The organism is Streptomyces sp. CA-146814 (assembly GCF_050942385.1).
In the GTDB taxonomy this organism is placed as follows: domain Bacteria; phylum Actinomycetota; class Actinomycetes; order Streptomycetales; family Streptomycetaceae; genus Streptomyces.
Window position 1 is genome coordinate 6,683,682 of sequence record NZ_CP192068.1, and the last position, 14,489, is coordinate 6,698,170.

Annotated in this window: 11 protein-coding genes; 8 read left to right on the forward strand and 3 right to left on the reverse strand. The window is 72.0% G+C overall.

All coding sequences use genetic code 11. The annotated features are described in order from the left end of the window. The first annotated feature begins 312 nt into the window (after positions 1-312). Together ACQP09_RS29550 and ACQP09_RS29555 are read left to right on the forward strand one after the other, a co-directional pair. Positions 313-879 carry a DUF1707 and FHA domain-containing protein gene (locus tag ACQP09_RS29550; protein ID WP_432150727.1) on the forward strand — a complete coding sequence of 189 codons (567 nt, stop codon included), beginning with the start codon at positions 313-315 and terminating at the stop codon, positions 877-879. Between the two features lie 137 nt (positions 880-1,016). Next, a complete protein-coding gene (locus ACQP09_RS29555) occupies positions 1,017-2,030 on the forward strand; it encodes a cytochrome P450 (protein WP_433405146.1) in 1,014 nt (337 codons plus the stop codon). On the opposite strand, the gene treY is transcribed toward ACQP09_RS29555, so the two are convergent. Next, positions 2,031-4,418 carry a malto-oligosyltrehalose synthase gene (gene treY, locus ACQP09_RS29560; RefSeq protein ID WP_433405148.1) on the reverse strand — a complete coding sequence of 796 codons (2,388 nt, stop codon included), beginning with the start codon at positions 4,416-4,418 and terminating at the stop codon, positions 2,031-2,033. Positions 4,419-4,528: 110 nt separating this feature from the next. Further along, the gene (gene glgX / locus ACQP09_RS29565) at positions 4,529-6,658 is read right to left on the reverse strand and encodes a glycogen debranching protein GlgX (protein WP_433405151.1); all 2,130 of its coding nucleotides are present in this window, start codon (positions 6,656-6,658) and stop codon (positions 4,529-4,531) included. A 394-nt stretch (positions 6,659-7,052) separates the two neighbouring features. On the opposite strand from glgX, the gene ACQP09_RS29570 reads away from it, so the two are divergent. From ACQP09_RS29570 to ACQP09_RS29580, 3 genes are all read left to right on the forward strand, one after another. Continuing rightward, entirely contained in the window at positions 7,053-8,288 is a 1,236-nt protein-coding gene (locus ACQP09_RS29570) for an SAV2148 family HEPN domain-containing protein (protein ID WP_433405154.1), read from the forward strand. A gap of 101 nt (positions 8,289-8,389) precedes the next feature. Further along, positions 8,390-9,103, forward strand: a complete 714-nt coding sequence (locus ACQP09_RS29575) for a 3'-5' exonuclease (protein ID WP_432150732.1) — start codon at positions 8,390-8,392, stop codon at positions 9,101-9,103. Positions 9,104-9,350: 247 nt separating this feature from the next. Further along, positions 9,351-10,241, forward strand: a complete 891-nt coding sequence (locus ACQP09_RS29580) for a S1 family peptidase (protein ID WP_433405157.1) — start codon at positions 9,351-9,353, stop codon at positions 10,239-10,241. A 108-nt stretch (positions 10,242-10,349) separates the two neighbouring features. Here the strand turns inward: ACQP09_RS29580 and ACQP09_RS29585 are convergent, their stop codons facing one another. Continuing rightward, entirely contained in the window at positions 10,350-11,216 is an 867-nt protein-coding gene (locus ACQP09_RS29585) for a phosphotransferase enzyme family protein (protein ID WP_433406805.1), read from the reverse strand. 125 nt (positions 11,217-11,341) lie between these two features. Here ACQP09_RS29585 and ACQP09_RS29590 point away from each other — a divergent pair, with 125 nt between their 5' ends. Genes ACQP09_RS29590 through ACQP09_RS29600 form a run of 3 tightly spaced genes read left to right on the forward strand, consistent with a single transcriptional unit; the run spans position 11,342 to position 14,461 of the window. Continuing rightward, positions 11,342-12,280 carry a carbohydrate ABC transporter permease gene (locus ACQP09_RS29590; RefSeq protein ID WP_433405160.1) on the forward strand — a complete coding sequence of 313 codons (939 nt, stop codon included), beginning with the start codon at positions 11,342-11,344 and terminating at the stop codon, positions 12,278-12,280. A 25-nt stretch (positions 12,281-12,305) separates the two neighbouring features. Next, the gene (locus ACQP09_RS29595) at positions 12,306-13,145 is read left to right on the forward strand and encodes a carbohydrate ABC transporter permease (RefSeq protein ID WP_433405163.1); all 840 of its coding nucleotides are present in this window, start codon (positions 12,306-12,308) and stop codon (positions 13,143-13,145) included. Positions 13,146-13,162: 17 nt separating this feature from the next. Further along, positions 13,163-14,461, forward strand: coding sequence for an ABC transporter substrate-binding protein (locus ACQP09_RS29600; protein ID WP_433405166.1), 1,299 nt, complete (start codon positions 13,163-13,165; stop codon positions 14,459-14,461). The last annotated feature ends 28 nt before the right edge of the window (positions 14,462-14,489 follow it).

Below are 14,489 nucleotides of genomic sequence, written 5' to 3' on the forward strand. Positions count from 1 at the left end.
TTCCGAGACGTCGGACGTTCCGAGAAGTAGGACTTTCCGGGACGTCAGACGGAGTCCGACACCGCCCGGTGGGCGGGGCGGGAGCGCGGGGGCGAGAAGCTGCGGATGCCGGTCATGCCGGTGGTGTTCTCACGCACGGTTTCGCCTCCTTCCATGATTTCCACGGCCCGGGGCCGATGTCGGTGCCGACCGTAGCCGCGGCCCGGACACCCTGTCCACCGATTAACGGGCCAGGCCCCGGTGCAGGTCAGCACGGGCGGGAAGCGGGGCTGTTCTGGACACTTCGGGTCCCTCGGCCCGACAATCGACGATGTGACGTCGTCCCCCGAGTTCCACACGTATCCCGCGCGGCTGTCGGACGCCCAGCGCGACCGTGTCCTCGGCGTGCTCAGAGAGGGTGCCGCACAGGGCAAGCTCTCGCACGACACCTTCATGCGGCGCATGGAGCTCGCCCTCGTCGCCCGCCGCCCCGAGGAACTGGCGGCCCTCACCTCGGACCTGGACACCGGCAGCCGCTTCTCGCAGGGGCTCGTCAAGGCCGTCGGCGGGATATCCGCCTTCCCCGGGCGGCTGCGCCGGGCCTGGCAGACCGAGCGGCTCCCGAAACTGCTGCTGCCCGCGCCGAGCCCGTATCCGCTGCTCATCGGCCGCGACCCGGGCAACGGGCTGCGCCTCAACCACGAGACGGTCTCCCGGCTGCACGCCGAACTCACCGTGCAGCACGGCCGCTGGGTCCTGCGCGACCTCGGCTCCACCAACGGCACCTGCGTCAACGGCCAGCGGCTCGTCGGCTCCATCCCGGTGCGCGACGGGGACCAGGTGAGCTTCGGCCGCATGAGCTTCCGGCTGACCGCCCCGTCCCCGCGCCCGCCCGCCTGACCTGCGCCCTTGACCTCCTGCGTTCCGTCACCGTCACCCGAACGGGCGTACGCCGACTGCGGTGAGGCCCCGGCGGTGGTCCGCTGAGAGGCAGGTGCGTCGATGGGCGACGCCACGACCGCAGGGGGCGACCAGGGATGGAGGCCGACCGCTCCGAGGCCCTGCCCACCGCCCGCCGCCCGCACCGTCTCGCGGGCGGGCAACCGGGACTGCTGGAGCCGGGCGCCTCGACCGACCCGTACCGCCTGCGGCTGTACCGGATCCTCCGCACCGACTTCCCGCTCGGTTACGACCCGGGCCTCGGCGCCTGGCTGCTGAGCCGGTACGCGGACGTGGCCCTGGCCCTCACCGACCCGCGCTTCACCGGCTACCCGCACGACGGCGCCCCGCGCGGCCCGGTCCCGGCGCCGCTCGGGCTCTGCCGGGGCAGCCTGGTCTGCACGCCGCTGCCGGACGGCGGCGCGGCCCCGGAAGGCAGCTCCGCCGTCGAGCGCACCGCGTACGTCCTGGCCCACCGGATAGCCGGCCGTGACCGGGCGGACCTGGTCGCCGAGTTCTGCCGCTGGCTCCCCGCCGGGACCGACGCCGTGGCGGCCGGACGCTCCTACCCGGACCTGCGCGCCCGGTCCCGGCCCGGCGGCGAGGGCACCGACTGCGCCCGGCACACCGGGCTCCGCGAACGGGCCCTCGCCTCGTTCCTCGCGAACATGCTGGACGACCCCGACCTGCTCACCGCCGTAGCGGGGTCCGAGGCCGGGGCCGGGATGCTGCTCGGCCGGGCCTGGGCCGAGACCCTGCGCCGTGACCCGCCCGTCCAGATCGTGCTGCGCCGCACCCGCACCGAGGTCCGGGTCAGCGGCGGCACGCTGCCCGCCGGCGCGCCCGTCGCCTGCCTCATCGGCGCGGCGGGCCGCGACCCGGCCCGGTTCGCCGCCCCGGACCGGTTCGACCCGCTGCGCGCCGACGCCGACCCGCTGCTCACCGGACCGGCCGGCTGCCCCGCCGCCCTCCTCGGCCGCCTGGAGGCCGAACACGGCCTGCGCGCCCTGCTGACGGCGATGCCCGGCATCCGCTGGGCCGACGGCTTCCGCCCGACGTCGAGCGGCGTGCTCACCCGGGGCCCGCGCACCCTCCTCGTACAGCCCTCCTGATCACCCCTTCTCCCGCACCCGCCGCAACAGCACCACCGGCCGCTCCCCGAACAGCTCGCCCGCCACCACCGCGCCGCCCGCGAACTCCCGCCCGGCCGCAGGGTCCAGCACATCCCGCCACGGCCCCCCGTCCGGCAGCTCCACCACCGTGTCCCGCCACCCGCCGTCCTCCGCGAGCCGCAGCGACAGCCGGGTCACCGCCACCGCCACCTCGCCGGACCGGCTGAACGCCACCACATGGCCGGCCGCCGCACCCCGCGCCTCCAGCGGTACGTACGTCCCCGACTCGCCGAACACCTCCGGCAGCTCCCGCCGCAGCCGCAGCGCCGCCGCCGTCACCACCTGCTTCTCCTCCTCCGGGCCCTCGGGCCGCCGGAACGGGCTCCGGTTGTCCGGGTCGACCAGCGCCAGGTACTCGCTCTCCGTGCCCTGGTACAGGTCCGGCACGCCCGGCATCGTCAGCTGCACCAGCGCCGCTCCGAGCACCTGGGCCCGGACATGCGGAGCCAGCGACTCCGCGAACGCGGTCACCAGCCTCCGGGCCGTACCGGAACCGTTGCCCGGCCCCGCCGCGACGAAGTCCGTCACCGCCCGCTCGTACGCCTCGTCCGGCTCCGTCCAGCTGGTGAACAGCCCGGCCTCGCGCACCGCCTTGAGCAGCGCCGGCTCCAGCCGGGCGCCCAGCTCCTCGGCGGGCAGCGGCGCGCAGCCGTACGACGACTGCCAGGCCTGCCACGCCAGCTGCGGGTCCGGCGCCGCGACGGGAGTCGCCCCGGTCAGCTCGGCCACCAGCTGCGCCCACCGCTCCGGACACTGCGACAGCACCGCGATCCGGGCCCGGACGTCGGCGCTCCGCTTGGTGTCGTGCGTGGTCAGGACCGTCCCCGTGGCGGGCCAGTCCCGCGCGATCCGGGCGGCGAAGGCGTGGAAGGCGTCCACGGTCACGGCTGGCTGCCCCGGGTCGCCGCCGACCTCCGTCGCCGAGATCAGCGGCACGTACCGGTAGAACGCGGTGTCCTCCACCGACTTGGCGTGCAGCGCGGACGCGGTCTGCGCGAACCGGGCGCAGAAGGACGCCTGTTCCTCCCCGTCGCCCAGCCGCCCGAGCGCCAGATCCCGTACGACATCGACGGCGGCGGCCTCCTCCGGCACGGAGAACACCGCCTTCGCGTCCCGTACGGCGTCATCCGGAAGCGTCTCCTCCGCGATCCGGGTCGGCGGGACGCCCGCCGTGACGTACGGCCGGTAGACCGGCACCCGTACCAGCAGCTCCCGGATCGCCGTCCGCAGCGCCCACGGCGCGTGGTCGCGCAAGGCCGGGTCGGCGGCGCAGACGGAGGTGGCGAGCCGGGTCAGCCAGGCGGTCTCGGACGCCAGTTCGTGGGTGGCCACGCGATAGGCGGCCCGGCGGACGGTCGCCTTCCAGTAGCCGCCGCGGTCGCCCGGCGGGCCCGCGAACTCCCGGTAGCGGCCGAGCAGCTCCGCCGCGCCCGCCGGGTCGGTGAACAGCCCGTCGATCCGGTGCAGCGCGTCGTACCCGGTCGTCCCGGCGACCGCCCACCCGGCCGGGAGGGGCTCGTCGCCGGTGAGGATCTTCTCCACCACCGTCCACCGGCCGCCGGTGGCCTCGTTGAGCTGCCGCAGGTACGCGGCCGGGTCGGCGAGGCCGTCCGGGTGGTCGATGCGCAGCCCGTCCAGCACGCCGTCGCGGAGGAGTTCGAGGACCTTGGCGTGGGTGGCGTCGAAGACCTCGGGGTGCTCGACGCGGACGCCGATCAGCTCCGAGACGGTGAAGAAGCGGCGGTAGTTCAGCTCGGTACGGGCCAGCCGCCACCAGGCGAGCCGGTAGTGCTGCGCGTCGAGCAGCTCCGGAAGCGGCAGCTCCGCCGTGCCCGCCCGCAGCGGGAACTCCTGCTCGCCGTAGCGCAGCACCGCCGAGGCGGCATCGACGGAGAAGGAACCCAGCTCGCCGCCGAGCGGACCGGCCAGGACCGGCAGCAGCACCTTGTCGCCGCCCGCCGCCCAGTCGATGTCGAACCAGCGGGCGTACGGCGAGGCCCGGCCCTCGCGCAGCACCTCCCAGAGCTGCCGGTTGTGCCGGGGCACGGCGGCCATGTGGTTGGGCACGATGTCGAGGACCAGCCCGAGCCCGTGCTCCCGGGCGGTGGCGGCGAGGCTCCGCAGCCCCTCCTCACCGCCGAGCTCCTCCCGTACGCGGCTGTGGTCGACCACGTCGTAGCCGTGCGTGGAGCCGGGGACCGCCTCCAGGACGGGGGAGAGGTGCAGATGGGAGACGCCGAGCGCGGCCAGGTACGGCACCGCCTTCTCGGCCGCCGGGAAGGGGAAGTCGGGCTGGAGCTGAAGCCGGTACGTCGCGGTGGGCGTCATGCCCTTCTACGTACCCCGCCCGGGGCGACCTGTGTCACCCCGGGCGGGACGCTCACCCTTGCCGATCCAGCGGGCAGGGCTTCAAGCGGGCCGCTTCCGGCGGCAGGGCTTCAGGCGGGCCGCTTCAGCACGGTCAGGCTGCGCCCGATCAGCGTCACCTGCTCGCCCTCGGCCACCTTCGGTCCGGTCCCCGGAGGGACACCCTCCGCGCGTGCGGTGTCCACGACGACCTGCCACTGTTCGCCGTGGTCCACCGGAACGGCGAACTCCAGCGTCTCGGCGCTCGCGTTGAACATCAGCAGGAACGAATCGTCGGCGATCCGCTCACCGCGCGGCCCCGGTTCCGAGATCGCCTGACCGTTGAGGAACACGGTCATCGCCTTGGCGTGGGCCGCCTGCCAGTCCTGCTGGGTCATCTCCTCACCCTCGGGAGTGAACCAGGCGATGTCGGAGAGCTCGTCGTGCGTGCCCTCCACCGGCCGTCCGTGGAAGAAGCGGCGGCGCCGGAAGACCGGATGGTCGCGACGCAGCCACACCATGGCCCGGGTGAACTCCAGCAGGTTCCGCCGGAACTCGTCGTCCGGCGCCTCCGGATCGGGCCAGTGGATCCAGGCCAGTTCGTTGTCCTGGCAGTAGGCGTTGTTGTTGCCCTTCTGTGTCCGGGCGAACTCGTCGCCGTGGCTCAGCATCGGCACGCCCTGCGACAGCATCAGCGTGGCGATGAAGTTCCGCATCTGCCGGCCCCGCAGCTCCAGGACCTCCGGATCGTCCGTCTCACCCTCGACACCGCAGTTCCAGGACCGGTTGTGGCTCTCGCCGTCCCGGTTGCCCTCGCCGTTGGCGTCGTTCCGCTTGTCGTTGTACGACACCATGTCGTGCAACGTGAAGCCGTCGTGGCAGGTGGTGAAGTTGATCGAGGCGAGCGGGCGGCGCCCGTCGTCCTGGTAGAGGTCGGAGGAGCCGGTCAGCCGCCCGGCGAACTCCGCCAGCGTGCGCGGCTCGCCCCGCCACAGGTCGCGGACCGTGTCGCGGTACTTGCCGTTCCACTCGGTCCACAGCGGCGGGAAGTTGCCCACCTGGTAGCCGCCCTCGCCGACGTCCCACGGCTCCGCGATCAGCTTCACCTGGCTGACCACCGGGTCCTGCTGGACGAGGTCGAAGAACGAGGAGAGCCGGTCCACCTCGTGGAACTGGCGGGCGAGCGTCGCCGCCAGGTCGAAGCGGAAGCCGTCCACATGCATCTCGGTCACCCAGTACCGCAGTGAGTCCATGATCATCTGGAGCACGTGCGGGGACCGCATGAGCAGCGAGTTCCCGGTGCCCGTGGTGTCCATGTAGTAGCGCTGATCGTCGGTCAGGCGGTAGTACGAGGCGTTGTCGAGCCCTCGGAAGGAGAGCGTCGGCCCGAGGTGGTTGCCTTCGGCGGTGTGGTTGTAGACGACGTCGAGGATGACCTCGATGCCCGCCTGGTGCAGGGCCTTCACCGCCTGCTTGAACTCCAGCACCTGCTCGCCCCGGTCGCCCCAGGAGGCGTAGGTGTTGTGCGGGGCGAAGAAGCCGATGGTGTTGTAGCCCCAGTAGTTGGCGAGCCCCATGTCGGCCAGGCGGTGGTCCTGGACGAACTGGTGGACGGGCATCAGCTCGATCGCCGTGACGCCCAGTTCGGTGAGGTGGGCGATGACCTCCGGGTGCGCGAGCCCCGCGTACGTACCGCGCAGCTCCGGTGGAAGCCCCGGATGGAGCATCGTCAGGCCCTTGACGTGGGCCTCGTAGATCACGGTGCGGTGGTAGTCCGTACGGGGACGGCGGTCGTCGCCCCAGTCGAAGTACGGGTTCACCACCACCGAGCTCATGGTGTGCGGCGCCGAGTCGAGGTCGTTGCGGGCGTCGGGCTTCCCGAACGGGTAGCCGTACACCGCCTCGCCCCACTCGATCTTCCCGGAGACCGCACGGGCGTACGGGTCCAGGAGCAGCTTCGCGGAGTTGCACCGCTGCCCGTGCTGGGGTTCGTAGGGTCCGTGCACCCGGAAGCCGTACCGCTGACCCGGCATGATGCCGGGCAGGTACGCGTGGCGCACGAAGGCGTCGGTCTCGCGGAGCTCCACCGCCGTTTCTGAACCGTCGTCGTGCAACAGGCACAACTCGATCCGGTGGGCGGCCTCGGAGAAGACCGCGAAGTTGGTTCCGGCGCCGTCATAGGTGGCGCCGAGGGGATAAGCGTGTCCCGGCCAGACCTGCATAGATGAGACTCTTCCACTTCTGATCCGGGTGCGGTGGCTTTCCTCGGCCCGTTACTCCTCGAATACTCCCCGAAAGTGGGGCGCACACCTAGTACGTCACGCGGTACGGCCGGTCCCGTCGCCCCGCTCCCGGCCACACCGGTCAACTTCGGACACCGGGGTGCCGCCCCGGACGCGATTCCGGACGCGCCCGGCCGGCGGGCGTCCGGATCGCGGCCTTCGCGGGGGTGCCTAATCACTATGAATCCGCTCACTCCACCCGATCTCGCCGCAAGGAACAGGCCGCCCGGACAGGGGAGTTGGGAAACCGGCGCGGCCATCGGGCTGCACCGGATCCCGCTCCCGGAGTACCCTTCCTTGATCGTTGGGTGGGGGAGTGGAAGGCGGTAGACGGGTGAGCTCGGGAGGGTTCGAGCTACCCCCAGGTGACGCAGGTCACGAGGGGGAATCGACCGATGCGCCGCCCGGGGCGGTGTCCCTTGCGCAGCCCATGGAGATCGGCGCGGAGCTGGACTGGGGCGCCGAGGCCTGGAGCGAGGTACGGACCCGCGCGCAGCGGGCCGGGCGCGCCTATATCTGGCTGAATCTGGTCGAACAGCGGTTGCGTGCGGTGGTCGCCGCGGTGCTCCGGCCGATCTACGAGCCGGTGCACGGCGAGGACTGGGTGGTGGCCGCGGCCGGACCGGCCGGGCAGGAGTGGGTGCAGCGGGCCGTCGCCGTACGCGAGGTGTCGCGCCGCAAGGGCTATCTGCTGGACCCGGCCGACGACAACGTCCTGAGCTTCCTCACGCTCCCGCAGCTGCGGGAGCTGATGGTCCAGCACTGGCCGTGCTTCGAGCCGTACTTCGACGACCGGCGGGACGTCGAGCTGGCCCTGGACGAGCTGGAGGTGGCCCGCAACGTCGTCTCCCGCAACCGTGCGCTGAACGAGGCGGTGCTCGCCCAGGCGGAGCGGGCCTCGGCCCGGCTGCTGGACATCCTGGGCAGCGGGGCGGGGGTGGCGTCCGCGGACCGGCTGCCGGTGGACGCGGTGGAGGAGCTGGTCGGCGACCGGTACGCGGACGTGGTCTCCGTCCACCCCGACCGGGTGCGGCTCCAGCGCCAGCTGCCGGCCGAGGACCTGTTCGGCGGGGCGCGGCGGCTGGACGCCATCGGCATAGGGCTCAACCTGCTCGTCCAGAACTTCTCCGGCCGCCGGCTGGTCCGGCTCGCCGAGTCCGGGTGCCGGGTGCGGCTGCTCTTCATCAACCCGGCCAGCAGCGCGGTGAAGCGCCGGGAGCGGGAACTGGGCCTCAAGAAGGGTGAGCTGAGCCGCTCGGTGGAGATGAACATCCTCCATATGCGCCGGGTCCGCTCCAAGCTCCGCGACCCGGGCGCCTTCGAGATCCAGGTCTTCGACGAGACCCCGCGTTTCACCGCGTACCTGGTGGACGGCGACGGGGCGGACGCGGTGGGCGTCGTCCAGCCGTATCTGCGGCGGGCCCGGGGCATGGAGGCGCCGGTGCTGGTGCTGCGCGGCGGCGGGCGGCGGACGGTGGTGCGGGCCGGTCAGGACAGCGAGGGCGGCCTCTTCGAGACGTACCGGGAGGAGTTCGAGTCGGTCTGGACGGACTCGCGCCCGGTGTCGTAGGGCCCGCACCACCCGTCCCCGCTGTTGTCAGTGGTGCGTGCGAAGGTGGTCATCACTCGGGGGAGAGCACCACGGGGGAGCACCACGAAGGAGGTATCGGGATGAGCTGGCATCAGGGACCACTGGTCGGCTTCGACCTGGAGACGACGGGGACCGACGTCGAGACCGACCGGATCGTCACCGCCGCGCTGGTCCGGCTGGACGCGGACGGCACGGTGGCCGAGCAGCGGACCTGGCTGCTCGACCCGGGGGTGGCGATACCCGAACAGGCCTCCGCGATCCACGGCATCGGCACCGACCACGCCCGCAAGCACGGTGCCCGGGCGGCCACCGCCGTCGAGGAGATCGCCCACGCGGTCGCCGAGGTGCTGCGCTCGGGGGTGCCGCTGGTGGTGATGAACGCGCGCTACGACCTCTCGCTCCTGGACCGCGAATGCGGGCGGTACGGACTGGAGTCGGTCGAGCAGCGGATCGGCGGCGTGCCGTCGCCCGTCATCGATCCTCTGGTGGTCGACAAGCACGTCGACAAATACCGGAAGGGGAAGCGGGCCCTCCACGCGTTGTGCGACCACTACGGGGTGGTGCTCGACGACGCGCACGACGCGCGGGCCGACGCGGTGGCCGCCGTGCGCGTGGTGCGACGCATGGGCGAGAAGTACCGCTCCGTCGGAGTGATGGCCCTGGAGGACCTGCACGGCCTTCAGGTGCGCGCGGCGGCCGAGCAGTCGCTGTCCTTGCAGGCGTATCTGCGGCGCACCGCCGATCCGGCGGCGGTGGTCGAGCCGGCCTGGCCGCTCATTCCCCGGATGCGCTGACCGGACCGTTCGTTTTCGGTCATCCCTCTTCCATGCCCGGGTGCCTATCCACCCGTTTGGTGGCGTATGCAGCTCGCCGGACAGCTCCTTGTCAGCCACTCCCGTTCCCGGGGGTTGTGTGGCCGTCCTGCTCTGTCCAGCATGAAACAACGTTGTCAGGAACACGTCGACATGATCGTTCGCCTGATGACACGCCATGGGCGTCCCCACAACGCCCTTAGTTCCCCCCACGATCTGGAGGACTACAGTGCGACTCTCCCACCCCCACAGCATGTCGAGACGAGCACGACTCATCGCCGGAGCGACCGGCCTGGCCGCCGTCGCGGCGCTCGCGGTCCCCGCCGCCACCGCGTCCGCCCAGCCGGCCCCGAAGACGTTCAGCGCCACCGAGCTCAACGTGACGGCCGACTCCGTGCGTACCGCCGACATCGGCGGCACCGCCTGGTACGTCGATGCCGAGACCGGCAAGGTCGTCGTCACCGTCGACAGCACGGTCACCCAGGCCGAGATCGCCACGATCGAGAACGAGGCCGGCGCCAACGCCGACGCCCTCGTGGTCAAGCGCACTCCCGGTGAGTTCACCAAGCTCATCGCGGGCGGCGAGGCCATCACCACCGGCGGAGCCCGGTGCTCCCTCGGCTTCAACGTGCAGGACGGCGCGGGCACCAAGTTCGCCCTGACCGCCGGCCACTGCACCAACATCGGCAGCTCGTGGTCCATCGGCACCACCACCGGATCCAGCTTCCCCGGCAACGACTACGGCATCATCCAGCACTCCGACCCCGGCGCGGCCGACGGCCGTGTCTCCCTCTACAACGGCACCTACCAGGAGATCGACAGCGCCGGTGACCCCTCGGTCGGCCAGTCGGTCCAGCGCAGCGGCAGCACCACCGGCCTGCACGGCGGCTCGGTGACCGGCCTCAACGCCACCGTGAACTACGGTGCCGACGGCATTGTCGAAGGTCTGATCCAGACCGACGTCTGCGCCGAGCCCGGCGACAGCGGCGGCGCGCTCTTCTCCGGGAGCACCGCGCTCGGCCTCACCTCCGGCGGCAGCGGCAACTGCTCCTCCGGCGGCACCACGTTCTACCAGCCCGTCACCGAGGCGCTCGGCGCCTACGGTGTGAGCATCATCTGATTCCCGCGCCGACCAGGGGCTTTCGCCATGGGCCCTGAGCACTGTCCCCGCCGGTTCTCCGGCGGGGACAGTGCTCGTCGCGGCGCGAACCGGCCGCGAACCGCCCGTTCAGAAGGGGTACCAGCGGACCTCCGGGTCGTTCTCACGCAGCGAGGCCACCCGGCGGCGGAATTCGGTGAGTGCCTTCGGGTTGGCCGGGGCGTGCTGGGCGACCCAGGCGCAGCTGGCCGTTTCGCGGGCGCCTCGGAGGACCGCACAGCCGGCCCACTCCCGTACGTCCCAGCCGTACGCGGAGGTGAATGCGTCGTAGGACGCGGCGGGCAGGCCGTAGCGGTCGCGGGAGAGGGCGAGGACGACCAGGTCGTGTTCGCGCAGATCGGTGGAGAAGGTCTCCAGGTCGACCAGGACCGGGCCGTCGGGGCCGATGTGGACGTTGCGGGGGAGGGCGTCGCCGTGGATCGGGCCCGGCGGGAGGTGCGGGGTCAGGGCGGCGGCCGCGGAGGCGAAGCCGTCGCGGCGGGCGCGGAGGTAGTCGGCGTCGGCCGGGTCGATCGTGTCGCCCGCCAGCGTCAGCCAGCGCTCGACCCCGCCGAGCAGTTCGCGGCGCGGGAGCGTGAAGCCCGCGGGTGCCGGGAGTGCGTGGACCCGGGAGAGCAGGGGCGCCAGATCGCGCGGTTCCGTGGGGCGTACGGGGTCGGGCAGGCGGTGCCACACCGTCACCGGGTGGCCCTCCACCAGCCGCATCCCGTGCTCGGCGGCCCGTACCGCCGGGACGCCCGACGCGGCGAGCCACTCGGCGACGGCCACCTCCCGCTCCGCCCGGGCCGCCAGCTCCGGATGGCCGGTGGCGTCCCGGCCGACCTTCACCACCAGACCGTCGGCCGCGAAGACCGCGTTCTCGCCCAGCGCCAGCAGCTCCGCCGCGCCGGAGAAGCCGGCGGCCGTCAGCACCTCACGCGCACGCATCTCGTCCATGGGTGCGATTTTCGCATCCGCGCAGGCCACCTTGACGAACCGACGGCCCGTCAGCACGATGGCCTGGGCCACCGGGACGGCCAGAAGGGTAGAAACCATGCCTAGGTGCTGGAGAAGGGTCATTCGTGGCATTAGCGACCAAGGGGGAGGCGTCCGGGGCGAGGCGCGCGCGTAACGGGCCCGGCGCGGCGGCCCGGGACCGGGCCGCCTGGTTCCTCGTACTGCCCGCCCTCCTCCCCATCCTGATCCTCAGCGTCGGACCGCTCCTCTACGGCATCGCGCTCGCCTTCACCGACGCGCAGTCCGGCCGCACCCGCTCCACCCAGTGGATCGGCACCCTCAACTTCCAGGACCTCCTGCACGACACCCTCTTCTGGGACTCCTTCCGGATCGGCCTGCTCTGGGCGTTCGGCGTCACCGTGCCGCAGTTCCTCCTGGCCCTCGGCCTCGCCCTGCTCCTCAACCAGAAGCTCCGGTTGCGCTGGCTGGCGCGGGCGCTGGCGATCATCCCGTGGGCGATGCCCGAAGTCGTCGTCGGCATCATGTGGCGCCTCGTCTACAACCCCGACGCCGGCATCCTCAACGAAACCCTCCGCGACCTCGGCCTCGGCGACGGCCGCGACTGGCTCACCGGCCTCGCCACCGCGCTGCCCGCCGTGATCCTCGTCGGGATCTGGGCGGGCATGCCGCAGACCACCGTCGCCCTGCTCGCCGGACTCCAGAACACCCCGCACGAACTCCACGAGGCGGCGGCCCTGGACGGAGCGGGTGCCTGGCGCCGGTTCCGTACGGTCACCTGGCCCGCGATCAGACCCATCGCGCTCGCCATCACCGCCCTCAACTTCATCTGGAACTTCAATTCCTTCGCTCTGGTCTACGTGCTGACCAGCGGCGGACCCGGCGGCCGCACCCGGCTGCCGATGCTCTTCGCGTACGAGGAAGCCTTCCGCTACGGACAGTTCGGGTACGCCGCCGCCATGGGCTGCGTGATGGTCGCGGTGATCTCCGTGATCCTCGCCTGCTTCCTCGTCGGCCGGATCAGAGGAGGAGGCGAGCAGCGATGAGCACTCTCCGTGGAGGCGGTACGCGATGAGTCTTCCGACCAGCAGGGCCGCGCGCGCCGGTCAGTACCTCGCGCTCCTCGCGTACCTCGTCTTCCTGGCCTTCCCGTTCCTCTGGCTGCTCTCCACCGCCTTCAAGCCCGCCCGCGAACTCGGCTCCCTGCACCCCACCTGGATCCCCGGCAATCCGACCCTCGACAACTTCCGCCAGGCCTTCGACGAACAGCCGCTGCTCCAGGCCGCCGCGAACTCGCTGATCGCCGCCGTCTCCGCCGCGCTCATCGCCGTCGTCATCGCGACCCCGATGGCCTATGTGATGGCCCGCCACCGGGGGCGGCTCGCCACCGCCGCGACCGGGTGGGTCGTGGTCAGCCAGGCGTTCCCCTTCGTGCTGGTGATCATTCCGCTCTTCCTCGTGCTGAAGAACCTGCATCTGATCAACACCCTGTGGGGGCTGATCCTGGTGTACGTCGTCTGGTCGCTGCCCTTCGCGCTCTGGATGCTCGCCGGGTACGTACGGGCCGTGCCGGCCGAGTTGGAGGAGGCCGCCGCCGTGGACGGGGCCGGGCGCGTACGGACTCTCGTCTCGGTCGTCGCCCCGCTGCTCGCTCCCGGCATCGTCGCCACCGCCCTCTTCGCGTTCATCACCGCATGGAACGAGTTCTTCTTCGCACTCGTTCTCCTCAAGACCCCGGAGAAGCAGACCTTGCCGGTCGTCCTCACGCACTTCCTCGGCGCGGAGGGCGTGGCCGACCTCGGGCCGCTGGCCGCCGCCGCGTTCCTCGCCACGCTGCCCTCGCTCGTCCTCTTCGCCTTCATCCAGCGGCGGATCACCGGCGGGATGACGGCCGGGGCGGTGAGGGGCTGATGCGCGGTGAGGGTTTGATGCGCCGCGCTCTGGCCCGGCGGGCCGCCGCGGCCGCCGCCGTCCTCGCCCTCCTGATCACCGGGTGTTCGAGCACCGACGACGGCCGGGACGCCGACGGCACCATCCGGCTCAGGTTCCAGTCGCTGGCCTGGCAGAAGGAGTCCGTCGACGCCAACAAGCAGCTGGTGAAGGAGTGGAACGCCGCCCACCCCGACGTACAGGTGGACTATGTCCAGGGCAGCTGGGACAACGTCCACGACCAGCTGCTCACCTCCTTCGAGGGCGGTGAGGCGCCCGACATCATCCACGACGCCTCCGACGATCTCGCCGACTTCGCGTACGGCGGCTACCTCGCCGACCTCCGCCCCCTCCTCCCGGACCGGCTCAAGGCCGACATCCCCGAGCAGTCCTGGCGCACCACCACCTTCGGCAGCGGCGTCTACGGGGTCCCGTTCCTCCAGGAGCCCCGCGTCCTGATCGCCAACACGAAGCTGTTGAACGCCTCGGGCGCGCGCATCCCGACGCCGGAGCGGCCCTGGAGCTGGGAGGAGTTCCGGCAGGTGACGAAGGTACTGACCGGCAAGGGCCGTTACGGGGTCGCCTGGCCGCTCAAGGAACCCGTCTCCGTCACCCTCAACCTGGGCCTCTCCGGCGGCGGGCGGCTCTTCCACCGCGACGCCGGCGGCAAGGCGGAGCTGCGGTTCGAGGCGGGCGACGAGGTGGTGACCGGCACCATCCACGACCAGGTCAACACCGACCGCAGCGCGGCCCGTACGGCGCTCGGCATGGGCGGCTCGGACGCGCTGCCCGGCTTCTTCGGCGGCCGGTACGCCATGCTCCCGCTCGGCTTCGCCTACCGCCAGCAGGTCGTCGAACAGGCCCCCGAAGGCTTCGCGTGGACGGTCCTGCCCGCACCGGCGGGCCCCGGCGGACTGGCCCAGGGAGTGAGCCCGCAGACCCTCTCCGTCGCCGAGGACAGCCCGCACAAGGAGGAGGCCGTCGCCTTCATCGACTTCCTGCTGCGGCCGCCGAACATGGTCCGCCTGGCCCGCGGCGACTGGATGCTCCCCACCGGCACCACCGCCCTCGCCCACCCTTCCCTGCACACCGCCGAGCACAGCTGGTCCACCGGTACGGCGCTCGCCCGGCACCTGCGCCCGGCGCCCGCGCAGACCGTACGCGGCTACCCGGAGTGGAAGGACAAGGTGGCGACCCCCGCGCTCCAGGAGTTCTACAGCGGTGCGATCGACATGGATGAGCTGCGGAAACGGCTGGTCGATGACGGGAACCGGGTGCTGGCCCGCTATCAGCGCTGAAGAAGGCGGCGAAAATAACTAGACGAGA

What these genes read in the sequence shown, in the direction of transcription:
- ACQP09_RS29555 (WP_433405146.1), top strand. Translation starts at nt 1,017, where the DNA reads ATGGAGGCCGACCGCTCCGAGGCCCTGCCCACCGCCCGCCGCCCGCAC.
- glgX (WP_433405151.1), bottom strand. Translation starts at nt 6,658, where the DNA reads ATGCAGGTCTGGCCGGGACACGCTTATCCCCTCGGCGCCACCTATGAC.
- ACQP09_RS29585 (WP_433406805.1), bottom strand. Translation starts at nt 11,216, where the DNA reads ATGGACGAGATGCGTGCGCGTGAGGTGCTGACGGCCGCCGGCTTCTCC.
- ACQP09_RS29595 (WP_433405163.1), top strand. Translation starts at nt 12,306, where the DNA reads ATGAGTCTTCCGACCAGCAGGGCCGCGCGCGCCGGTCAGTACCTCGCG.
- ACQP09_RS29600 (WP_433405166.1), top strand. Translation starts at nt 13,163, where the DNA reads ATGCGCCGCGCTCTGGCCCGGCGGGCCGCCGCGGCCGCCGCCGTCCTC.
- ACQP09_RS29575 (WP_432150732.1), top strand. Translation starts at nt 8,390, where the DNA reads ATGAGCTGGCATCAGGGACCACTGGTCGGCTTCGACCTGGAGACGACG.
- treY (WP_433405148.1), bottom strand. Translation starts at nt 4,418, where the DNA reads ATGACGCCCACCGCGACGTACCGGCTTCAGCTCCAGCCCGACTTCCCC.